This is a genomic window from Pseudomonas sp. NPDC090208, from assembly GCF_044746785.1.
GTDB lineage: Bacteria > Pseudomonadota > Gammaproteobacteria > Pseudomonadales > Pseudomonadaceae > Aquipseudomonas.
In genome coordinates this window covers 1-20,858 of record NZ_JBIVCU010000017.1, presented here as the reverse complement: position 1 = coordinate 20,858, position 20,858 = coordinate 1, and the positions used below count along the sequence as shown (strand labels likewise).

At 62.9% G+C, this 20,858-nt stretch carries 17 protein-coding genes; 5 read left to right on the top strand and 12 right to left on the bottom strand.

What is annotated here, in order from left to right; genetic code table 11:
* Positions 1-114: 114 nt before the first annotated feature.
* Complete coding sequence (locus ACIPL0_RS24115; protein ID WP_400599489.1) at positions 115-1,257, bottom strand: sigma-54 interaction domain-containing protein; 1,143 nt, start codon at positions 1,255-1,257, stop codon at positions 115-117.
* Positions 1,258-1,416: 159 nt separating this feature from the next.
* Entirely contained in the window at positions 1,417-2,553 is a 1,137-nt protein-coding gene (ssuD, locus tag ACIPL0_RS24110; RefSeq protein WP_400599488.1) for an FMNH2-dependent alkanesulfonate monooxygenase, read from the bottom strand.
* 317 nt (positions 2,554-2,870) lie between these two features.
* On the opposite strand from ssuD, the gene ACIPL0_RS24105 reads away from it, so the two are divergent.
* Positions 2,871-3,785, top strand: coding sequence for a LysR substrate-binding domain-containing protein (locus ACIPL0_RS24105; RefSeq protein WP_400599487.1), 915 nt, complete (start codon positions 2,871-2,873; stop codon positions 3,783-3,785).
* A gap of 1,030 nt (positions 3,786-4,815) precedes the next feature.
* Here the strand turns inward: ACIPL0_RS24105 and ACIPL0_RS24100 are convergent.
* The 8 genes from ACIPL0_RS24100 to ACIPL0_RS24065 form a co-directional block, all read right to left on the bottom strand.
* Positions 4,816-6,432, bottom strand: coding sequence for an inorganic phosphate transporter (locus ACIPL0_RS24100; protein WP_400599486.1), 1,617 nt, complete (start codon positions 6,430-6,432; stop codon positions 4,816-4,818).
* Between the two features lie 294 nt (positions 6,433-6,726).
* Positions 6,727-7,743 (bottom strand): transporter, encoded by a 1,017-nt coding sequence (locus ACIPL0_RS24095; protein WP_400599485.1) that lies wholly within the window; start codon positions 7,741-7,743, stop codon positions 6,727-6,729.
* Positions 7,744-8,041: 298 nt separating this feature from the next.
* Positions 8,042-8,863 (bottom strand): aldo/keto reductase, encoded by an 822-nt coding sequence (locus ACIPL0_RS24090; protein ID WP_400599484.1) that lies wholly within the window; start codon positions 8,861-8,863, stop codon positions 8,042-8,044.
* A gap of 238 nt (positions 8,864-9,101) precedes the next feature.
* Entirely contained in the window at positions 9,102-10,574 is a 1,473-nt protein-coding gene (locus ACIPL0_RS24085) for an efflux transporter outer membrane subunit (RefSeq protein ID WP_400599483.1), read from the bottom strand.
* Positions 10,571-11,473 (bottom strand): efflux RND transporter periplasmic adaptor subunit, encoded by a 903-nt coding sequence (locus tag ACIPL0_RS24080; protein WP_400599482.1) that lies wholly within the window; start codon positions 11,471-11,473, stop codon positions 10,571-10,573. The genes ACIPL0_RS24085 and ACIPL0_RS24080 overlap by 4 nt, the downstream gene beginning before the upstream one ends.
* Before the next feature lies 1 nt (position 11,474).
* The gene (locus tag ACIPL0_RS24075) at positions 11,475-11,684 is read right to left on the bottom strand and encodes a DUF1656 domain-containing protein (protein WP_400599480.1); all 210 of its coding nucleotides are present in this window, start codon (positions 11,682-11,684) and stop codon (positions 11,475-11,477) included.
* Positions 11,681-13,780, bottom strand: a complete 2,100-nt coding sequence (locus ACIPL0_RS24070; RefSeq protein ID WP_400599479.1) for an FUSC family protein — start codon at positions 13,778-13,780, stop codon at positions 11,681-11,683. Before ACIPL0_RS24070 ends, ACIPL0_RS24075 begins: the two co-directional genes overlap by 4 nt.
* Positions 13,777-14,229 (bottom strand): MarR family winged helix-turn-helix transcriptional regulator, encoded by a 453-nt coding sequence (locus ACIPL0_RS24065; RefSeq protein WP_400599478.1) that lies wholly within the window; start codon positions 14,227-14,229, stop codon positions 13,777-13,779. Before ACIPL0_RS24065 ends, ACIPL0_RS24070 begins: the two co-directional genes overlap by 4 nt.
* A gap of 1,138 nt (positions 14,230-15,367) precedes the next feature.
* Here ACIPL0_RS24065 and ACIPL0_RS24060 point away from each other — a divergent pair.
* Complete coding sequence (locus ACIPL0_RS24060) at positions 15,368-16,036, top strand: polysaccharide lyase family 7 protein (protein WP_400599477.1); 669 nt, start codon at positions 15,368-15,370, stop codon at positions 16,034-16,036.
* Positions 16,037-16,173: 137 nt separating this feature from the next.
* On the opposite strand, the gene ACIPL0_RS24055 is transcribed toward ACIPL0_RS24060, so the two are convergent.
* Together ACIPL0_RS24055 and ACIPL0_RS24050 are read right to left on the bottom strand one after the other, a co-directional pair.
* A complete protein-coding gene (locus ACIPL0_RS24055; RefSeq protein WP_400599476.1) occupies positions 16,174-17,577 on the bottom strand; it encodes a heavy metal sensor histidine kinase in 1,404 nt (467 codons plus the stop codon).
* Positions 17,550-18,245 carry a heavy metal response regulator transcription factor gene (locus ACIPL0_RS24050; protein ID WP_400599475.1) on the bottom strand — a complete coding sequence of 232 codons (696 nt, stop codon included), beginning with the start codon at positions 18,243-18,245 and terminating at the stop codon, positions 17,550-17,552. Before ACIPL0_RS24050 ends, ACIPL0_RS24055 begins: the two co-directional genes overlap by 28 nt.
* Before the next feature lie 238 nt (positions 18,246-18,483).
* On the opposite strand from ACIPL0_RS24050, the gene ACIPL0_RS24045 reads away from it, so the two are divergent.
* From ACIPL0_RS24045 to ACIPL0_RS24035, 3 genes are all read left to right on the top strand, one after another.
* Positions 18,484-19,095, top strand: a complete 612-nt coding sequence (locus ACIPL0_RS24045; protein WP_400599474.1) for a hypothetical protein — start codon at positions 18,484-18,486, stop codon at positions 19,093-19,095.
* Positions 19,096-19,236: 141 nt separating this feature from the next.
* A complete protein-coding gene (locus tag ACIPL0_RS24040; RefSeq protein WP_400731616.1) occupies positions 19,237-19,848 on the top strand; it encodes a cytochrome b/b6 domain-containing protein in 612 nt (203 codons plus the stop codon).
* Positions 19,841-20,611: a molybdopterin-dependent oxidoreductase gene (locus ACIPL0_RS24035; protein ID WP_400599472.1), complete on the top strand. Its 771-nt coding sequence runs from the start codon at positions 19,841-19,843 to the stop codon at positions 20,609-20,611. The genes ACIPL0_RS24040 and ACIPL0_RS24035 overlap by 8 nt, the downstream gene beginning before the upstream one ends.
* Positions 20,612-20,858 lie beyond the last annotated feature (247 nt).

The window sequence follows — 20,858 nt, the reverse complement described above, 5'->3', positions numbered from 1 at the left end:
TCGCGAAGGCGTCAGTTCAGGCACTGCTGTGTTGGCTGATCCAACACCTTCGCGGGCAAGCCCGCTACCACGGGTTGGGTGGAGTGCCCGGACATGGCTGAACCGCAGGCGCACTCACACCGACAAATGCATCATCCGCTCACCCTGGACTTGCTCGCCGGGGCGGCGTTTGTTCACGGCCAGTTCGCCGATCTTGATCAGCCGCGCGCGGATCACGTTGCGTGACAGGCCCAGCAGTTGCGCGGTGTGTACCTGGTTGTAATGGCTGAAGCGATAGGCCGCGCGCAGCAGCGTGTCTTCGACCTTTTCGTGCAGGGCGCCGGCCTGTTCTTCGAACAACTTCTGAAACGCCCGTGACAGCAGCGCATCGGTCGAGTCGTCGACGACCGGTGCGTTGTCTTCCTGACGCTCCAGGCGCAGGTTGGACAGGCGCAGGTCGCTGGCCTGAATGACCCCGTTACGGCAGATCAACAATGTGTGGTGAATGACGTTTTCCAGCTCGCGGATATTGCCCGGCCAACCGTAGCTGCGCAGCTTGAGTTCGGCCTCGCTGCTGACCTGGATCGGCCCGCAACCCAGACGCTGGCTGTAGACCTCGATGAAATGACGGGTCAGCGGCATGATGTCGCCCGGCCGTTCGCGCAGGGTGTGCAGTTCCAGGTTGACCACGTTCAGACGGTAAAACAGGTCCTCGCGAAAGTGCCCGGCGTTGATCGCCCGCTCCAGTTGCACGTTGGTCGCTGCCAGTACGCGGACGTTGATCGGCGTGCTTTTGCGCGAGCCCAGACGTACCACTTCGCGTTCCTGCAACACCCGCAGCAACTTGACCTGAATCGCCATGGGCAGGTCGCCGATCTCGTCGAGAAACAGCGTGCCGCCGTTGGCTTCTTCGAACCAGCCGGCCTTTGAGGTGAGGGCTCCGGTGAAGGCGCCTTTCTCATGGCCGAACAGTTCGGCCTCCACCAGCGATTCGGAGAACGCCCCGCAGTTCACCGCCACGAACGGTTGATGACGGCGGGCGCTGAGGTTGTGAATGTGCCGGGCCACCAGCTCCTTGCCGGTGCCGGTTTCACCGATGATCAGCACGCTGGCATCACTCGGTGCGACCTGTTGCACGTGGGCCAGCAGCGCCCGGGATTTGGGGTCCTCGAACACCTGCGCGGTGGCGCGGATCGAGGTAGCCAACGCTGGTGACGGCGGGAGAGTGAGTAGCTGCATGGGGATCACTTGTGATTGGAACGGTACGCTGGCGTTCATGTGGGAAATCCTTGTCCGGGCGGGAGGTGTCCGTCTTCCAGACGCCGCGGGATCATTGTAGGAGTGAGCTTGCTCGCGATGACGGTAGGTCAGTCAGAGCACCTGTCCGGGACGAATCGCGATCGCGAGCAAGCTCACTCCTACGTTGGGTGGTAACCGTTACTTCTGCGGCGGCAGATCGTTGGCGATCATTTCACCGAACGGGCCGGTCAGGTTGGTGATGCCACGGCCGGCCAGGCTGCGGTACGGCTCGGGCAGCAGCGGGAACACCAGTTCGGCGAAGCGGTAGGCTTCTTCCAGGTGCGGGTAGCCGGAGAAAATGAAACTCTCGATACCCAGATCCGCGTATTCCTTGATCCGCGCCGCGACTTCCTGCGGATTGCCCACCAGCGCGGTGCCCGCACCACCCCGGACCAGACCGACACCGGCCCACAGGTTGGGCGCGATTTCCAGGTTGTCGCGACGGCCGTCGTGCAGGGCAGCCATGCGCCGCTGGCCTTCGGAGTCGAAGCGCGAGAAGGATTTCTGCGCGGCGGCGATGGTTTCGTCGCTGATGTGTTCGATCAGGGTATTGGCCGCTTTCCACGCCTCTTCGCTGGTTTCTCGGACGATCACATGCAGACGGATGCCGAATTTCACGGTGCGACCGTTACGGGCGGCGCGCTCGCGAATGTCGGCAAGTTTCTCGGCGACCGCAGCCGGCGGCTCGCCCCAGGTCAAGTACACGTCGACCTGCTCGGCGGCCAGCTCGTGGGCGGCCTGGGAAGAACCACCGAAATACAGCGGCGGATACGGTTTCTGGATCGGAGGGTACAGCGCCTTGGCGTTCTGCACTTTCAGGTGCTTGCCTTCGAAATCCACCGCTTCGCCTTGCAGCACGCGACGCCAGATCTTGAGGAATTCGTCGGTGACTTCGTAACGCTCGGAATGGTCGAGGAAGCTGCCGTCGCCACGGTTTTCGTCAGGATCGCCACCGGTGACCACGTTGATCAGCAGGCGCCCGCCGGACAGGCGATCCAGCGTCGCGGCCATGCGCGCGGACACGGTCGGCGAGATGATGCCGGGACGAATCGCCACCAGATAACGCAGGCGCTCGGTCAGCGGCACCAGCGCCGAGGCAATGACCCAGGAGTCTTCGCAGGAGCGGCCGGTGGGGATCAGTACACCGTGATAACCGAGGTCGTCGGCAGCCTGCGCGACTTGCTTCAGGTAGTTGAGAGTGACCGGGCGCGCGCCCTTGGTGGTCCCCAGAAAATGGCCATCGCCGTGTGTCGGTAGAAACCAGAAAACATCCATGAGCAATCCTTCGGGCAAAATCGGTGGCTTTGGTATAAGTGGCGTCATTTATAGAACGTGCGATTTATTCCGTAAAAGAACTGAATTCCATATTTTTAGAACGTTAAGAGATATGCCCGTGTTTACGTCTTGAAACGATTGTTTCCGGCTGGGTGTTATCCTTGGCCACCATTGCTGGGTGCACTTTGATCTGTAGGAGCGCGCTTGCCCGCGATAGCGGCATGCCTGTCACATGGATGCCGTTTGACACGACACCATCGCGGGCAAGCGCGCTCCTACAAGACGTGTGCTTTCGACACTCACAAAAAAGAAGCCGCATGACCTCAAAAAAAGAAGTGGCGCCGCTACCTGAAGACCTTCGCGTCTTCCTTACCGTGATCCGCAAGGCCGGCTTCGCTGCCGCCGCCGACGAGTTGGGCCTGTCGCCGGCCTACGTCAGCAAGCGCATCCAGATCCTCGAAACCACCCTGGCCACGCGCCTTTTGCACCGCACCAGCCGCAAGGTGGCGCTGACCGAAGACGGCGAGCGGGTGCAGCGCTGGGCGGTGCGGATCCTTGAAGACTTTCAGCACCTGCACGACGAACTGACCGAAGCCCACGGCGCACCGCGCGGCAAGCTGCATTTGTGCAGTTCGTTCGGTTTCGGCCGTAACCATGTGGCGCCGGCCATTTCGCGGCTGGCTGCGGCGTACCCGGATCTGGAAGTGCGCCTGGATGTATTCGACCGTGTGGTCGATATCGTCGCGGAAGGGTTCGATTTGGAAATCTGCGTCGGCGACGACATCCCCGGCCAGCACATCGGTCGGCAACTGGCGAGCAACCACCGCGTACTCTGCGCCGCGCCCGACTACCTGGCCCGACGCGGCACGCCGCAACAGCTGAGCGACCTGGAGCAGCACGACTGCCTGGTGATCAAGGAGCGCGACAACGCCTTTGGCATCTGGCACGTCGAGCGTGACGGGGTGAAAGACAGCGTGCGGGTCAGCGGACCGCTGTCATCCAACAGCGGCGAAATCGTCCTGCAATGGGCGCTGGACGGACGCGGCGTGTTGCAGCGCTCACTGTGGGACGTCAAACCCTACCTGCAACAAGGGCGACTGGTGCAAGTGCTGCCCGAATACACCGAAAGCGCCAACGTCTGGGCCGTCTACCCGACGCGCCTGGCCAACTCCGGCAAACTGCGCGCCTGTGTGGAATTCCTGCAAGCTCATTTTCAGGGGATGGCGCTGTAGCGGCGCCCTCCTGAGCAAACACAAAACCCTGTAGTAGTGAATACGCCTTGATCGGGCAGCGCTGAACCCTGTGGGAGGGAGCTCTGCTCGCGATGGCGTCAGTCCTGACAATGCTGTTTCGATTGACCCACCGCCATCGCGAGCAGAGCTCCCTCCCACAGATGTGTGGTGTCTGGTGGGTTTGGGTCAGCCATCACAATTTGCAAAGCCAACACAAAACCCCGTGGGAGGGATCCGAGTTTGCGAGGGTCGCGAAAGCGGTTTCCCTGACACGCCGCTATCGCCAGCAAGCTGGCTCCCACGGCCTGCGGCCAGAATCAAAGGCGGATGGCATACACAGCCCCTGTAGCAGTCCGGCTTGCCGGCGGTGGCGATTTCGAGGACGCCTTCGTCCGAATGCGGCCCAGACCAAGCCCGCTCCCACTGGAGGAGTTGTGTTACGCCGGCTTTTGATCTGGCTTTTGATGTTGGGGCCCCGTCCCAGAAGGCCGAACGCAGGCGATGCGCAGTGGGTTGAGCGACAGGATGTCGCGAGAGCCGCGTGGGCCATGGATGGCCCATTCGCGGCGGGCCCACGGAGCATTGCCGGAGTGAGGGTATGCCGAGCATTAGCGAGGCACCGTATGGCGGGGAAAGAAGCCCTTGGTTACTTGGGGCTTTTCCAAGTAACTCGCCGCCAGGCGAAACCAAGCTGCGTTAGCAGCTACAGCGCAAGACCAGACACACCGAGTGCACAGGATTTACGACGACTTCGTCGCCGCTCGCAGGACAAGCCAGCTCCTACAAGGTCCGCGTAACTCGCCGTCAGGCGAAACAGGGCTGCGTTAGCAGACCATGCAATTCGCCAGATAGACCGAGGGCACAGGTTTTACGACGACTGCGTCGCCGCTCGCAGGACAAGCCAGCTCCTACAGCCGGTCGCAGGGCAAGCCAGCTCCTACAAGGGGTCGCGTAACGTGCTGGAGGGAAACCAGGCCCAAAAAAACAGGCGCCGAAGCGCCTGTGAAGGAGAGTCTGGGAGACTCGTGAATCAGAAAATCTGCGTGAACAACCAATACAGACTGCCCGACAGCAAAATCGCCGCCGGCAACGTCAACACCCAGGCCATCGCCAGATTGCGCAACGTACGCATCTGCAGACCAGACCCGTTCGCGGTCATGCTGCCGGCCACGCCGGACGACAACACATGAGTGGTCGACACCGGCAGCCCATACATGTCAGCGGCGCCAATGGTCAGCATCGCCACCACCTCCGCCGAGGCACCCTGGCCGTAAGTGAGGTGGGTCTTGCCGATCTTCTCGCCAACCGTCACCACGATGCGCTTCCAGCCGACCATGGTGCCCAGACCCAGCGCGATGGCCACGGAAATCTTCACCCACAGCGGAATGAAACGGGTGGCGTTGTCGATCTGCTGCTTGAACAGCATCACCTTGCCCTGAGTGTCGGCGTCGAAGTTGCCGACCTTGTTCTTGTCCATCAAACGGATGGCTTCGGACGTCAGGTACATGTCGTTACGCACGTTGGCAGTGGCCTCGGCCGGCACCTTGGCCAGCGAGCCGTAGCTGCCGACCTGGATGCCGATCTTGCCGGCCATGACGGCCAGCGCAGGGACCAGTTCCGGGGTCGGCTGCTTGTCGCGGATGTATTCGGACAGCACCTTGCGCGGGTCGGCCGGCGCCGGCAGCGGAGCCGCCTTGCTCAACGCCTGCTGGGTGACTTCGGCAACTGCGGCGAACTGCACCGACTGGTCAGCCGGCATGGTGCGGTTCAGCGCGTAGGCCATCGGCAGGGTGCCGACCAGAATCAGCATGATCAGACCCATGCCTTTCTGGCCGTCGTTGGAGCCGTGGGCGAACGACACGCCGGTGCAGGTCAGGATCAGCAGACCGCGAATCCACAGTGGCGGTGGCGTGTTGCCTTCCGGCGCCTTGTACAGCGCACGGTTCTTCACGAACGCCCGCAGGGCCAGCAGCAACAGTGCGGCGCAGGTGAAGCCGACCAGCGGCGACAGCAGCAGCGAATAGCCGATCTTGGTCGCCTGGCTCCAGTCCACGCCGCTGGTGCCGTCACGGCCATGCATCAGCGCGTTGGCGATGCCCACACCGATGATCGAACCGATCAGGGTGTGCGACGACGAGGCCGGCAGGCCCAGCCACCAAGTGCCGAGGTTCCACAGGATGGCGGCGATCAGCAGGGCGAAGATCATCGCGTAACCAGCGGACGAACCGACCTGCAGGATCAGCTCCACGGGCAGCAGGGCGATGATGCCGAACGCCACCGCGCCGCTGGACAGCAGCACGCCGAGGAAGTTGAAGAAGCCGGACCAGACCACCGCGAAGTTCGGCGGCAGCGAATGGGTGTAGATCACCGTCGCCACGGCGTTGGCGGTGTCGTGGAAACCGTTGACGAATTCGAAACCGAGCGCGATCAGCAGGGCCACGCCGAGCAACAGGAAAGGCACCCAGGTGGTGACGACGGTGCCCAGGTCATCCATGTCGGATTTCAGGCTGTAGGCCGTGTATAGCAGGCCCAGCGCGAGAACGGCGAAGAAGATCACCATCGTCAGAATGCCGGGCTTGCGCCCGAATTGAGAACTCAGCCCGGCGCCTTGTTCCGCAGAGCCTTGAGCCAGAGAGGGGGTCGCCATGATGCACAATCCTGTTCAGATGGGATGTTGCTCATGATCATTTCAAAATGTGACAAGGATACGACGCAGGTCACGAAACCCGCGTATTTATTGGGTGTAAGGGACTAATGGCGTTCAAGAAAATGGCGTCAAAATCGAATGTTGATACCTGTAGGAGCGTGGCTTGTCCCGCGACCGGCGGGGAACCCGTCGTAAACCCTGTGCACGCGGTTTACCTGATACGGCCAATGCGTATGGTTTTACGACGGGTTCCCCGCCGGTCGCAGGGCAAGCCAGCTCCTACAGAAGTTCGCGTCAAAAATCCCGGCTCTTGCGAAACGCCCAGCGTCCGGCGATGAAGGTAAACGAAGCCACCAGTGCCACCAGCACCCAGAAACCGTGAGGGTCGGTGGCCAGGGGAATGCCGCCGACGTTCATGCCGAAAAAACCGGCGACGATGTTGATCGGCAACGCCAGCACGGTGACCACGGTGAGGGTGAACAGCGTGCGGCTGCTCTGTTCGTTGAGGTTGGCGGCAATTTCTTCCTGCAGCAGCTTGATCCGCTCGCCAAGGGCCGTGAGGTCGCTGATCACCAGCGCCGATTCCTCGGTGGACTGGCGCAGCTCCTGCAAGTCCTCTTCCAGCAGCCATTCCGGCGGGCGGTGCAACAGCCGCATCAACGAGCCCGGCTCCAGCGCCAGCAGGCGTTGCAGGCGCACCAGCACCCGGCGCATGGCGCCCAGTTCACTGCGGTTGTTGCTCAGGCGCTGGGACAGCAACTGGTCCTCGATCTTGTCGACGCTGACGCTGGTCTTGCGCATGTACTGGGTCAGCACTTCGCTCTGGTCGCGCAGCAGGTGAGCCAGCAGTTCCAGCGGCGAGCGGAAGGTTTCACCGCGCTTGACCGACGAACGCAGGCGGTCCACCGAGCGCAACGGATGATGGCGAGCCGAAATCATCAGGTTACGGCGCACGCAGACCCACAACGTGGCGATGTCGGTGGAGACCCGGTTGAAATCGAACACCACGTCGTTGACCACCGCCAGCAGCGCCGAGTCGACATGCTCGATGCGGGTCGAGCGCGAGCCTTCGTGCAGCGCCTCAAGGAACTCGTCGGGCAGCTCCAGGTTGGTTTTCAGCCAGCGCTCGCAGCTGGCATGGGCCAGGTTCAGGTGCAGCCAGACGAACGTGTCGGGGTCGTCCGGGTTCCTCAGGCAGTCAAGGGCGGTGACAGAATCCAACTGCTGGCCCGGCTCTCCGGGCAGGAAGCGAAAACCATACAGCAGGCCGAACAGGTCGGAATCCTGATGATGCGCGATGCTCTGATTCATGAGGACTCGCAGGCGAGAGGTGCCCGAGGGGCACAAGACCGAAAGCGGCATCATCGCAAGGGTTTTTGACAGTTTTGTGACGATTTGTGTCTGGCATGACCGTTCGACGCGGTCATGGCACTGACGGTGGCGATGTTCAGGTGAATAGAGGATTGATGTGGGAGGGAGCCCTGCTCGCGAAGGCGTCGGGTCAGTCAGTACAACGTTGCCTGAAATGACGCTTTCGCGAGCAGGGCTCCCTCCCACGGGGCGATGTTGGCATCGGCGATATCACGTATGGCGCGGGATCGAGATGGCGTTAAACCATCGACAACCGCGCCTTGCGAATCGGTGCCGGCCACGAGGTGTCGATCAACGCCAGCTCTTCGGCCGTCAGCACGATCTCTGCCGCAGCGGCGTTCAGCGCGATGTGCTGCGGGTCGACCGCCTTGGGGATGGCGATCACGCCGTCCTGACGCAGCAGCCAGGCCAGGCTGATCTGCGCCGGGGTCGCCTCGTGGCGGCGGGCGACGGCGATCATCGCCGGGTTCATCAGCAAATTGCCGGCCTGACCGATCGGGCAGTAGGCCATCAACGGCATGCCGGCGTTCTGCATCCACGGCAGCAGGTCGTATTCGATGCCGCGCTCTTCCGGGTTGTACAGCACCTGATTGGTGGCGCAGTCGGGATTGTCCAGCTCCAGCAGGTCGGACACGTCGAAATTCGACACCCCCCAGCGGCCGATCTTGCCGGCCTCGCGCAGGCGTTCAAAGGCTTCGACGGTTTCTTCCAGCGGGTAGCGACCGCGCCAGTGCAGCAGGTACAGATCGATGTGCTCGGTGCCGAGCCGTTTCAGGCTGCGCTCGCAGGCCTCGGGAATGCCTCGACGGCTGGCGTTGTGCGGATAGACCTTGCTCACCAGCACCACCTGATCGCGCTTGCCGGCAATGGCCTGGCCGACCACCTCTTCGGCGCCGCCTTCGCCGTACATCTCGGCGGTGTCGATCAGCGTCAGGCCGTGTTCGATGCCGAGTTGCAGCGCCGCGACTTCGGCCTGGCGCTGCTGGCGGTCTTCGCCCATTTTCCAGGTGCCCTGACCGATGACGGGAACGGTTTTGTCTGCCAGTTGCAGTGTGCGCATGGGGTGCCTCCTGTCATTGGGGATGAGAGGTGAGGCAGTGTAGGCGGGCGGTGGTTCAATTCAAGGGGTGAGTGGGTGACGGATTTCTGGATAGGTGGGGGCCTCGAAGCTGCCCAAATTCCTGTGGGAGGGAGCCCTGCTCGCGAAAGCGGTGTGTCAGTCAGCATTGCACTGACTGACCCTATGCTTTCGCGAGCAGGGCTCCCTCCCACGGCCTTCGGCCAGTAGCTGTCCGGAATTATGGCGCAGCTTTGGTACTGGCCTGCGCCGCCGTCGGCCGGCTGCCTTCCCAACCGCCGCCCAGGGCCAGGAACAGGTTGATCTGCGCCATCGCCACCTGGGTGTTGGCCGCCGCCAGTTGCGCGGTGACGTCGGTGTAGGTGCGGGTGGCCTGCAGGTCGGCGAGGAACGACTCGCGGCCAGAGGTGAAGAACTGGTGGGTCTGGTCGGCGGCCTGTTTCGCCGATTGCTCGGTGTCTTTCAGCGCGTCGCGACGCTCCAGTACGGCGGTGTATTGCGACAGGCTGGTCTGCGCCTCGCGGATGGCGTTGAGTACCACGCCGTCGAAATGTGCCAGGGCCACCTGGCTCGACGCTTCGGCGATGTGAATGCGCGCGCGGGCACCGTTGGACGGCAGGGTCCAGTGGATCAGCCCGCCGAAGCCCCAGCGGTTGGTCGACGGATCGCCAAGGTCGTCGATGATGCCGACGGTGGCGATGGTCGCGCCGATGCTGATGTCCGGGTACAGCTCGCCGGTGGCGACACCGATGGCGGCGGTGGACGCGGCCAGTCGGCGTTCGGCCTGACGTACGTCGGGACGACGCTTGAGCAGCGCGGCACCGTCACCCACTGGCATCACCTGGGCGATGTGCGGCAGCTCGGCACATTCGGCCACGCCCTTGGGCAGTTGATTCACCGGACGCGCCAGCAGCATCGACAGGCGATACAGCCCGGCCTGACGCTCGGCCTCATAGCGTGGCAACTCGGCGCGCAGGGACTTGAACTGAGTCTGCGAGCGGGTGACCTGGGTTTCGTCGCCGCGACCGGCATCGCGCAGACGCTGGACCAGCTCCACGCTCTGCTTTTGCAGGTCCAGCGAGTGCAGGGCGATTTCGTGTTCTTCGTTGGCCGCGCAGATCTGCGTGTAAGCCCGCACCACGTCGGCCACCAGGGTGATCCGCGCCGTGTCGGCAGCGGCCTGAGCAGCGTCGGCGTTGGCTTGCGAGGCTTCGATACCGCGCTGCAACACGCCGAACAGGTCGAACTGATAGGAGGTGGTCAGGCCGACATCGGCGACGTTGGACACCGGTACTTTTTCCGGCAGCAGAAACGCCTGACCGGCCTCTTGTAGACGCTGGGCGCCGGCCTGAGCGGTGTTGGTGAAGCCGCCGGCGGCGTCGGCTTCGCTGACTTGATAGCGCGCCCGTTGCAGGTTGGCGGCGGCCACGCGCAAGTCGGTGCTGGAGACCAGCGCCTGGCCCACCAGCTCGTTGAGGCGGGCGTCGTTGTACAGCTTCCACCAGTCTGCCGGCACCGGTGCCGAGACCACGTTGGCCGAGGCGCCGGCCAGCTCGCCCTGCAAATCCGCGCGATTGACCGCGGCGTCCTTCGGCAGCTTGTAATCGGGGCCGACCACCGTGCAGGCCGACATCAGCAACGCCAGCCCGGTGGACAGCAGCCCCACGCTCAACAGGCGTGCGGGGTGTTTCATTGCGCGGCTCCCTGAGAGGTGGTGGTGTGCCCGGCGCCGTCGAGAATCGACACGGTGGCGGTTCGTCCGGCGATCATGCGGAAGTCTTCCGGCACTTCGTCGAAGGCGATGCGCACCGGAATCCGCTGGGCCAGTCGCACCCAGCTGAAGGCCGGGTTGACGTTGGGCAGCAGGTTGTTGCCGCTGCTGCGGTCGCGGTCTTCGATGCCAGCGACGATGCTCACGACATGGCCGCGCAGACGGGCGTTGTCGCCGATCACGCGGATGTCCACTGGTGAGCCGATATGGATGCCATCCAGCTTGGTTTCTTCAAAGTAACCGTCGATGTGGAACGAGTTGCCGTCGACGATCGACAGCACCGGACGCCCGGCGCTGACGAACTCGTGTTCGCGTGGCGCACGGTCGTTGAGGTAGCCGTCCACCGGGCTTCTGATCACCGAGCGATCAAGGTTCAGTTGCGCGGCGTCCACCGCCACCTGGGCCTCGTTCAGCGCCGACAGGGCACGGGCCTCGCGGGACTGGCTTTCTTCCAGCTGCTCGCGTGCGACCAGGTTGCCCAGGCCACGGTTACGCTTGTTCTCGCGCTGGGCCTGCTCCCAGGTTTCCTTGCGCTCGGCCACGGTCGCCTGGGCCTGACGCAGGGCCAGACGGAAGCGGTCCTGGTCGATGGTGAACAGCAACTGGCCTTTTTTCACGGCCTGGTTGTCGCTCACCGAGACCTTTTCGATCAGGCCGGAAACGTCCGGGGCGATCTGGATCACGTCGGCGCGGATATGGCCGTCGCGGGTCCAGGGCGCGTACATGTAATACATCACCATGCGCCAGACGACGATGGCGGCGAGGATGACAACCAGCAGGGTCAGGACCATCCGGCCCAGAGTCAGTAGAGGCTTCTTCATTTCATCTCATCAAATAGCGACTGAGGGTATCCACCGCGCCGAGCAGCAGGGCGTACAGACCGACGTTGAACAAGGCCCGGTGCCAGACCAGGCGGTAGAAATGGGCACGCGACAGCAGAGCGTGTACCACCAGAAAAATCACGTAGGCGATGCCCATCAGCACCAGAAACGTGGGCAGGAAAATCCCGCTGATATCCAGATCACCGATCACAGGGGTGCTCCATCGATGCCATACGGCGGTTGTTCTTCCTGCTCGGCCTGCACGTCGACGATCTCCACGCCCGGCAGCAGGGCCAGACGCAAGCCGCTCAGGGCATGCAGCAGGTGCAGGCGCGATTCGTCATCACCCATCCATTCGAAGGTCAGCGAGCGACGGGCGCGGTCCATGGTCATCAGCAGGCCCTTGGGCGCCGGCAACCGTTCGCGGGCCTTGAGACAGGCGCGGAAATACTGGCCGACTTCATCGGCCACCTGACGCAGCAACCGCCGTTGCACAGGCTCGACCCGCGGCATGTAGGCCAGCAGATCGAGCATGTTCAGCGCCACCCGTACTTCGCGCAGGGCGATGTTGGTGTCCTGGGCGGTGATCGCCAGACGTGGCAGGTGCTGCATCAGCCGGTCGAGCATGCGCACGCCCATCTGCCGGTGTTCGGCCAGGGTGGCGTCTTCGCTGAGGGTGACGATGTCGCACCAACTGAAGCGGGTCAGGCGCCGCGCCGCCACTTCGGTGCCGAACGGCCGCACGATCATGGTCCAGACAAAGGCGAACGCCAGCCCGGCGGGGCCTGCCAGGTTGGAGTTGAGGAAGTTGAGGAAGTCGGCGTCGTAGGCGCTCTGGATGCTGATGAACGACGATGTGTTGACGATAGTCAGCAGCGTGCCGAGGTAGAACTTCGGCTGCACGGTCAGGGTGCCGACGACGATGAACGGCACGGCAAACGCCAGCACCAGCATCGGGAAATCGTGCAGGTTCGGAAGCACCACGAACAGGTAGAGGCTGGCGAAGATCACCGACATCAACGTCCAGAAGAAGAACCGGTAGATCTGTGGCGCCGGGTCGTCCATGGCCGCGAAGAAACTGCACGACACCGCCGCCAGGGCCACAGCGCTGGCGCCATCCTGCCAGCCGAGCAGAATCCACAGCACCGAGGCGGCGATGATCGCGGTCACCGACGTCGCCACCGAATACAGCATCATGCCCTTGTCGAGAAACGGCGACAGCCGGCCCAGACGCCAATGCCGATACACCGCGCGCCATGGCGAATGGTCGTCGGTTTCGATGGCGCATTGCAGGCTGCGGCAGTCCTGCCACAGGTCGATCCACTCGCGCAGGCGGTACAGCGCGTTGGACAGCAGCAACTGATGGCGGTCGTCCAGCTGCGCCGGGGTCGGCTGCAGGCGGTCGAGTTCGTTGTGAAGCGCCTGCCAGTATTTCACCGGCGCGCCTTGGGCGGTCTTTTCCAGCCAGTCGCGGGTTTCGATCAGCAGCGGCGCCAGATCGGCTACCAATTCCGGCGTGCGTCGCTCCAGTGCCCACAGCGCATCGTCGAGGGCATCGATGGTCGGCAACAGATGAATCATGCGCCCGCGCAGTTCGCGGGCGTTGCGCATGGTCTGCGGATGAGCGCCTTCATGGGGCAACTGGCCGATCATCAGCTCCAGGCTGTTGAACGTGCCGACCATCGCCGTGCGCAGTGCGCCGACGGCTTCCGGCGTGGCACGGCGGGCGATGAACAGGTCGCTGTAGGTAGAAGCGTCCTTGAACCACTTGCCCATGGCATCGACCAGCACCGGTGCCAGACGCCGCGGCCAGAACATCGCCCCGACCACGGCGGCGCAGACGATACCGAGAAAGATCTCCTCGGTCCGCGACACGGCGATGTCGAACACCGCCTGCGGGTTATCGACCACCGGGAAGGAAATCAGCGGCATGGTGTAGCCGGCCAGCATCAGCGCGTAGCTGTTGGCAGTGCGCAGGTGCAGCGAGAGAAACAGCAGGGTGCCGGTCCACAGGGCGATGACCACCGCCAGCAGAAACGGCGTCTGCACGAACAACGGCACCACCAGCACCGACGCACAGGCGCCAAGCAGCGTACCGGCGGCGCGGTACAACGCCTTGGAACTGGTCGGCGCCACGAACGGACTGGAGACGATGTACACCGTGGCCATCGCCCAGTACGGACGTGGCAGTTCGAAAATCAGCGCCAGATACAGGGCGAGCATCGATGCGGCAAAGGTGCGGACGCCATAGAACCAGTCGCGGCCGGGCGGGACACCGTCGAAAAAGCCTTTGAACGGGTTGTTCACGATGACAACTCCGACCCCGTCGGGCTGGCCGAAGCGAAGGCCTTGAACACGCGCAGGGTGGCTTCGAGGTCTGCCGGCTCAATCTCGCTGAACACATCCCGGCGCAGACGAATCAACTCGCCCTCGATGGCATTGGCCAGCGCCCGGCCCTCGTCGGTCAGGCTCAACGCCTTGGCGCGGCGGTCGGTGGGGTCTTCGGTGCGCTGCACCAGATTGGCCTTGCCCAACTGATCGAGCAGACGCACCAGCGACGGGCTTTCCAGCCCGCACGCCTGAGCGACCGTGACCTGACGCACCCCCTCACCGAGCCGCGCGATCATCAGCAGCGGTCCGGCACAGGCTTCGGACACGCCATAATTCAGCAGGGTGGTCTGACACACCCGGCGCCATTGACGGGAAGCCGCGACCACGCCGCCGGTGATGTGCATTTGCAGTGAGTCTAGGGTCATGAGCGTGCCACTGGTTGATCGGTGAACCGGATTTTGGTTAGGCAGTGAATGATTAGTCGCCGTACTATTAGCTTGCTAACTATTAATATCCGGTAACAAAGTTATTTCGTCAAATGAAAATTGGATGAATGGAGGGGGTGTGGTGGAGGTTTTGGAGTGGTCGCTAAAGCCCGCGAACCTGCAAGGCCAGACAAAACTGTGATGACTGACCCACCGCTTTCGCGAGCAAGCCCGCTCCTACAAAGGGTTGGCGTTTTGCTGTTCTGTAGGAGCCGGCTTGCTGGCGAACGCGATCGATCTGAACCATCCAAGTTGACTGACACACCGCATTCGCCAGCAAGCCGGCTCCCACGGCCTTCGGCCAGAAGCAAAAGCAGATGGCATACATCGATCGGTAGCAGTCCGGCTTGCCGGCGGTGGCGATCCCGAAAACGCCAACGTCGGCAAGTCGGACACAGGGCTTTTGATTTTGATCTTGGGGCCCCGTCCCAGAAGGCCGAACGCAGGCGATGCGCAGTGGCGCCGAGCGGCATGGATGCCGCGAGAGCCGCGTGGGCCATGGATGGCCCATTCGCGGCGTGCCCACGGAGCATTGCCGGAGTGAGGGAACATCGAGCCTAGGCGAGATGCCGTATGGCGGGGATAAGAGCCCTTGGTTACTTGGGGCTTTTCCAAGTAACTCGCCGCCAGGCGAAACAGGCTGCGTTAGCAGACCAGCAATACACCAGACACACCGCATGAACAGGTTTTACGACGACGTCGTCGCCGGTCGCAGGACAAGCCAGCTCCTACAGGACGGCGTTGCTGCAGAACCATTCGTCGGGCGATTGGGAAATTTTTGGGCGTTTTTCGAGAAATCTTCTACACGCCCTCCAAAAAAATGACGGCACCGCTGAGGAACGCCGTGCCCGGATTCCGCCAGCCTGATCAAAAAACAAACAATTCGATCCCCATCAATCATGATGTCTCAATAATAGCCATCAAGGTTTTTTCAACCTTTTCGGCGGTTTCTTGACTCAACGCCCTGTTTAAAAAACAAACAACCCGGCCGATAGCAAAGGCGACACGGAACAGGGCGCAAAACCCCGTTCCAGACACATCCCTTTGCTGGTGCGCAATGCGCACCCTCGAGCGCATCATGATCGATCTCGCCACCTGGAACCTCTCCGTACCCGTCGGCACCCCGGCCGTTACCATCGATACGCCAAAGCTGGTCAGCGGCTATCAGGATGGTTACTTCCGCTCCGGCGACACGTTGTTCTTCTGGGCACCGGTGACCGGCTCACGCACCGACAACGCCATCTACCCACGCACCGAATTGCGCGAAACCTACGCCAACGGCGCGGTGCACAACTGGGCCTACAACCAGGCGGACAATTTCCTGCGTGCCGCACTGACGGTCGACCAGGTGCCGTCCTCGGGCAAGATCGTCATCGGTCAGATCCACTGCTACGGCAGCACCGAGCCGCTGATCAAGCTGGAGTACCAGTACAAGGAGAAAACCCAGACCGGCAACATCGTCGCCAAGTACCGGGTGACGCCAAACTCGGAGCCGGAAGTGATCCAGATCGCCACCGGCGTGAAGCTCAAGGAGCGTTTCACCTACACCATCCACCTCACGCCCGCCGGCAGCCTGACCGTGAACGCCCATGAAATGCAGTGGGGCAGCCAGCTGGACCCGACCTGGAACGGCAAACAGCTGTACTTCAAGGCCGGTGTCTACACCCAGGACAACACCGGCTACGCCACCGAGGGCGGAGCGGCGACGTTCTACAAGCTGCAGGCGTCCCACGACAAGAAGGCCTGAGTCGAGATACGACTCACAGCGAAATACCCGTGGGAGGGAGCCCTGCTCGCGAAAGCGTCAGTTCAGACGCTGCCGTAGTGATGGATACACCTTGTTCGCGAGCAGGGCTCCCTCCCACAAATGCCTTTGCACAGGATTCATGAAACGGGCGTCTGCGGGAAAACAAGCGCAAAACAGGTCTTGCCCGGCACCGGCTGATTCACCTTCACCTCGCCGCCGTGCAGCTGCATGATCGCCGCGACAATCGCCAGGCCCAGGCCGTTGGAGTCTGAGCGCTGATGGCGTGAGGCGTCACCTCGGTAGAAACGGTCGAAGAGCTTGCCAAGGGTCGATTCGTTCAACACCGGCCCCTGGCTTTCCACATCGATGCGCTGGCGCTCGCCGTCACCGCTCACGCGGATATCGACGCGACTGCCTTCGTCGGCATAGCGGATCGCATTGGCGACCAGATTGCTCAAGGCCCGGCGCAGCAGCAACGGATCGGCACTCAATTGACCCTCGCCTGCGATGGTCAGGGTCATCTGACGCTCTTCGGCGAGCCCCTCGAAGTAGCCGGTGACCCGCTGCATTTCATCGTTGAGGTCCAGCGTCTGCCGATTCAGCGCGGCCTGTGCGTCATCGGCCCGGGCCAGAAACAGAATGCTCTCGACCATGCGCGAGATGCGCTCCAGCTCTTCCAGATTCGACGCCAGCAACTGCTGATATTCATCCACCGTGCGCGGCTGCCGCAGCGCCACCTGACAATGGCCCATCAACGACCCCACCGGCGTGCGGATTTCGTGGGCCAGGTCGGCGGAAAACTGGGTCAGGCGCTGATAGCCGTCGGCCAGGCGATCAAGCATGGCGTTGTAGGCTTCGCTCAGCTGCTGCAATTCCACCGGCGTGTCACGGTCGTCCAGGCGGCTGTGCAGGCGCGCGGGAGTAATGGCGCCAGCGTGATCGGCCAGCGTGCGCAGAGGGCGCAGGCCGCGCCGCAGCAGCAGGTAGCCGAGCAGGGCGGTCAGCACGAAGGCCAGCGCCACGGCGAACAGAATGCGGTTGCGGAAATTCGCCAGTGTGGCCATTTCCTTGACCGCCAGATGGGCTGCGGTCAGGTGCACTTCCTTGCCGCCGGACATGGCTTTGACCGTGGCGGCGCGCAGGGGGATGTCCGCACCTACAGTGCCGCTGCGCAGGTCGTCCGGGCTCAATGGCCGGTCGGCTTCGGCCAGTGGCATCGATGGCAGCGTGGCGTGCAGCGGGTTGACCATGATCACCGGTGGTTTGCCCGGTTCGCCGATGATGAAAATGTCGTCTTCGCTGTCGAGCATGTTCTCGAACAACTGCGGGCTGCTGTGCAGCGTGTCGAGGGTCAGGTCGTATTGCAGCAGCTTGCGAAAGTGATCCAGGCGCGCCAGCACGGCGTGGTCGCTGCGGGTCATCACCGAGGCTTTCATGGTCTCGTACAGGTACATGCCGGCGCTGGCCACGGCGAGCATGGCGACCACCGAAAAGGCCAGCGTCGAGCGCAGGGTCAGGGATGGCTGGCGTCGGGTTCGCATGGCCGCACCTCGCAGACATAACCGATGCCGCGCACGGTATGGATCAGTTTGACCGGCCAGGGCAGGTCGACCTTGCTGCGCAGGCGCTTGATCGCCACGTCGACCACGTTGGTATCGCTGTCGAAATTCATGTCCCAGACCTCCGAGGCGATCTGCGCGCGGGACAGCACGTCGCCCTCGCGGCGCAGCAACAGGTGCAGCAGCGCGAATTCCTTGTTGGTCAGAGTGATGACCTGTTGCTGGCGGGTGACGCGGCGGCGCAGCAGGTCCAGCTCCAGGTCGGCGAGGTGAAAGTGGTCGGCCTCGCGAACCACGCCACGGCGCAGGATGGTGCGGATGCGCAGCAGCAGTTCGGTGAAGGAAAACGGTTTGACCAGATAGTCGTCGGCGCCCAGTTCCAGGCCGCGGATGCGGTCCTGCACCTGATCGCGGGCAGTCAGAAACAGCACCGGCACGTCCTGGCGCGCCCGCACGATTTCGATGATCTGCCAGCCGTCGACACCGGGCAGCATGACGTCGAGCACCAGCAGGTCGTAGCGGTTTTCCAGCGCCATGTGCAGGCCGTCGGTGCCGTGCGCCGCCCAGTCGACCTTGTAGCCGGATTCGCTGAGGCCTTTCTTCAGGTACTCGCCGGTCTTGGTGTCGTCTTCGATCAGCAGGATGTGCATGACAGGTCTAAGCTCGCGTGATGTCGTCGCTGGCAAAAAACGGCTGGACGCCGCGCCGAATGCGGAGTGTAACCAACTGAACGGGCGCGGTCGGTGACATTTTTGTCATCGGCGCATGGCGCCGGTGACGTGTTGGCGAATGACAAAAATGTCATCGGCCGGTCATGCTCGGGTACCGGTTCCGGGGTCAGCATGGCCGTCATTCAACCCGTCCGTTCCACTGATAAGGATGTTCACCATGCGCACGAAGACAGTTCTGTCCACCACCTTCGGCCTGCTGATGCTCAGCGCCGCCGTCATGGCTTCGGCCGCCGACATGCCGGTGGTCAAGCCACTGCGCGGCACTGTCGACAGCGTCGACAACAACACCCTGAATTTCACCACCCGTGCCGGCGCGCACCAGAGCATCGGCCTGACCGACAAGACCGGTATCCGTCTGGTGTCCAAGGCGGGCATCGACTCGATCCAGGCCGACAGCTTCATCGGCTCGGCGGCGATTCCCCAGGCCGATGGCAGTCTCAAGGCGCTGGAAGTGACCGTGTTCGACCCGGCCCTGCGCGGCAGCGGCGAAGGCCATTACGGCTGGCAGAACGCCGACGGCAGTACCGGCACCATGACCAACGGCACCGTGGGCAAACTGACCAAGGCCAATGGCCGCACCCTGACGGTCAATTACAAGGGCGGCGAGAAGCAGCTGGTGGTGCCGGAAGACGTGCCGATTGCCCATGTGCAGGCCGGTGAAGTCAGCCAGCTGAAAGCCGGCGCGAAGATCGTCGTGTTCCCGGCCGATGATGGCAAGAACGCCCGTGGAGTGGCGGTCGGCAAGGATGGCTTCCAGCCGCCGATGTAAGAAAAAGCATCGCGAGCAAGCTCACTCCTACACAACGCGCCAGTCATTGTAGGAGTGAGCTTGCTCGCGATGGGGGCATTCCAGGCGGCACCACATTTCGGGATTGAATGAGGTCCCTGCGACACCGAGATGAGGCAACAAATGAAAAAAACCAGAATCCACCCTTGGCCCATCCGCCTGACCCACTGGATCAACGCCTTCGGCATGGTCTGCATGTTCATGAGCGGCTGGGCCATTTACAACGCCTCGCCATTGTTCCGCTTCACCTTTCCCCGTGATTTCACCCTCGGCGGCTGGCTGGGCGGAGCGCTGGCCTGGCATTTCGCGGTGATGTGGTTGTTGGTGTTCAACGGCCTGGCGTATCTGCTGTATGGGCTGTTCAGTCGCCACTTCAAGCGCGATCTGCTGCCGGTCACATCGGCGGCGGTCAAGCGCGATCTGGCCGACGCCCTGCGTTTTCGCCTGCACCACGAGCACGGCGTGTACAACGCCGTGCAACGGCTGATGTATTGGTTGGTGCTGGCGGCGGGGGTGTTGATCGTCGCGTCGGGGCTGGCGATCTGGAAGCCGATTCAGTTGCAGGAACTGACTGCGCTGTTCGGCGGCTACGATTTCGCCCGCTTTGTGCATTTCGCCGCCATGGCCGCCATTGGCGCCTTCGTGGTGGTGCATTTGTTGTTGGTGCTGCTGGTGCCGAAAACCCTGTGGCCGATGATCGCCGGTGGCGAAAAGGGGAAGGCTGACCATGATTGATCCGAACAAACGCAATCGCCCGCGCATCCGTCTGGAACCGGCGCAACAGACCCAACTGGAAAACATCCAGCGCCGCCATTTCCTGCGCGGCAGCCTGACCGTCGGCGCCATGGCCATGCTCAGTGGCTGCAACCTGCAGGATGGCGATCAGGTCGACAAAGTGCTGTGGGCCATGTCGCGCTGGAACGACCGGGTTCAGGCCTGGCTGTTCCGCGGCCAGAAACTGGCGCCGACCTTCGACAAGGCGCAGATCCGCAACCCGTTCCCGTTCAACGCGTTCTACGCCGAAGACGACGTGCCGGACCTCGACGTGGCGGACTGGAAACTGGGCGTCTCCGGCCTGGTCCGCGACAAGGCGCCATGGACTCTGGAAGGCCTGCGCAAACTGCCGCAACGCAGCGACATCACGCGGCTGATCTGCGTCGAAGGCTGGAGCGCGATAGGGCAGTGGGGCGGGGTGCCGCTGAAGACCTTCCTCGAAGCCATTGGCGCCGACACCACGGCGAAATTCGTCGGCTTCAAATGCGCCGACCGTTACTACTCCAGCCTCGACATGCCCACCGCGCTGCACCCGCAGACCTTGCTGGCGCTCGACTTCGGCGAAGTCGCCCTGCCGCCGGGTTACGGCTATCCACTGCGGGTCCGGGTGCCGACCAAACTGGGCTTCAAGAACCCCAAACACATCGTCGAGATCTTCGTGAGCAACGACTACCCGGGCGGATATTGGGAGGATCAGGGGTACAACTGGTTCAGCGGGATTTGAGTCGGGGGTGAACACCCATCTGGCGGGAGGGAGCCCTGCTCGCGAATGCGTCAAATCAGGTAGTGATGTGCTGGCTGACACTCCGCTTTCGCGAGCAGAGCTCCCTCCCACGGCCTTCGGCCAGAAGCAAAAGCAGGTGGCATACATCGATCCGTAGCAGTCCGGCTTGCCGGCGGTGGCGATTTCAAGAGCGCCTTCGCGGGCGAGCCCGCTCCCACAGGGAGTGTGTGTTTCGCCAGCTTTTGAT

Excerpts from the sequence above, each read along its gene's own strand:
- ACIPL0_RS24115 (WP_400599489.1), bottom strand. The coding sequence starts at position 1,257 with ATGAACGCCAGCGTACCGTTCCAATCACAAGTGATCCCCATGCAGCTA.
- ssuD (WP_400599488.1), bottom strand. The coding sequence starts at position 2,553 with ATGGATGTTTTCTGGTTTCTACCGACACACGGCGATGGCCATTTTCTG.
- ACIPL0_RS24105 (WP_400599487.1), top strand. The coding sequence starts at position 2,871 with ATGACCTCAAAAAAAGAAGTGGCGCCGCTACCTGAAGACCTTCGCGTC.
- ACIPL0_RS24100 (WP_400599486.1), bottom strand. The coding sequence starts at position 6,432 with ATGGCGACCCCCTCTCTGGCTCAAGGCTCTGCGGAACAAGGCGCCGGG.
- ACIPL0_RS24095 (WP_400599485.1), bottom strand. The coding sequence starts at position 7,743 with ATGAATCAGAGCATCGCGCATCATCAGGATTCCGACCTGTTCGGCCTG.
- ACIPL0_RS24090 (WP_400599484.1), bottom strand. The coding sequence starts at position 8,863 with ATGCGCACACTGCAACTGGCAGACAAAACCGTTCCCGTCATCGGTCAG.
- ACIPL0_RS24085 (WP_400599483.1), bottom strand. The coding sequence starts at position 10,574 with ATGAAACACCCCGCACGCCTGTTGAGCGTGGGGCTGCTGTCCACCGGG.
- ACIPL0_RS24080 (WP_400599482.1), bottom strand. The coding sequence starts at position 11,473 with ATGAAGAAGCCTCTACTGACTCTGGGCCGGATGGTCCTGACCCTGCTG.
- ACIPL0_RS24065 (WP_400599478.1), bottom strand. The coding sequence starts at position 14,229 with ATGACCCTAGACTCACTGCAAATGCACATCACCGGCGGCGTGGTCGCG.
- ACIPL0_RS24060 (WP_400599477.1), top strand. The coding sequence starts at position 15,368 with ATGATCGATCTCGCCACCTGGAACCTCTCCGTACCCGTCGGCACCCCG.
- ACIPL0_RS24055 (WP_400599476.1), bottom strand. The coding sequence starts at position 17,577 with ATGCGAACCCGACGCCAGCCATCCCTGACCCTGCGCTCGACGCTGGCC.
- ACIPL0_RS24050 (WP_400599475.1), bottom strand. The coding sequence starts at position 18,245 with ATGCACATCCTGCTGATCGAAGACGACACCAAGACCGGCGAGTACCTG.
- ACIPL0_RS24045 (WP_400599474.1), top strand. The coding sequence starts at position 18,484 with ATGCGCACGAAGACAGTTCTGTCCACCACCTTCGGCCTGCTGATGCTC.
- ACIPL0_RS24040 (WP_400731616.1), top strand. The coding sequence starts at position 19,237 with ATGAAAAAAACCAGAATCCACCCTTGGCCCATCCGCCTGACCCACTGG.
- ACIPL0_RS24035 (WP_400599472.1), top strand. The coding sequence starts at position 19,841 with ATGATTGATCCGAACAAACGCAATCGCCCGCGCATCCGTCTGGAACCG.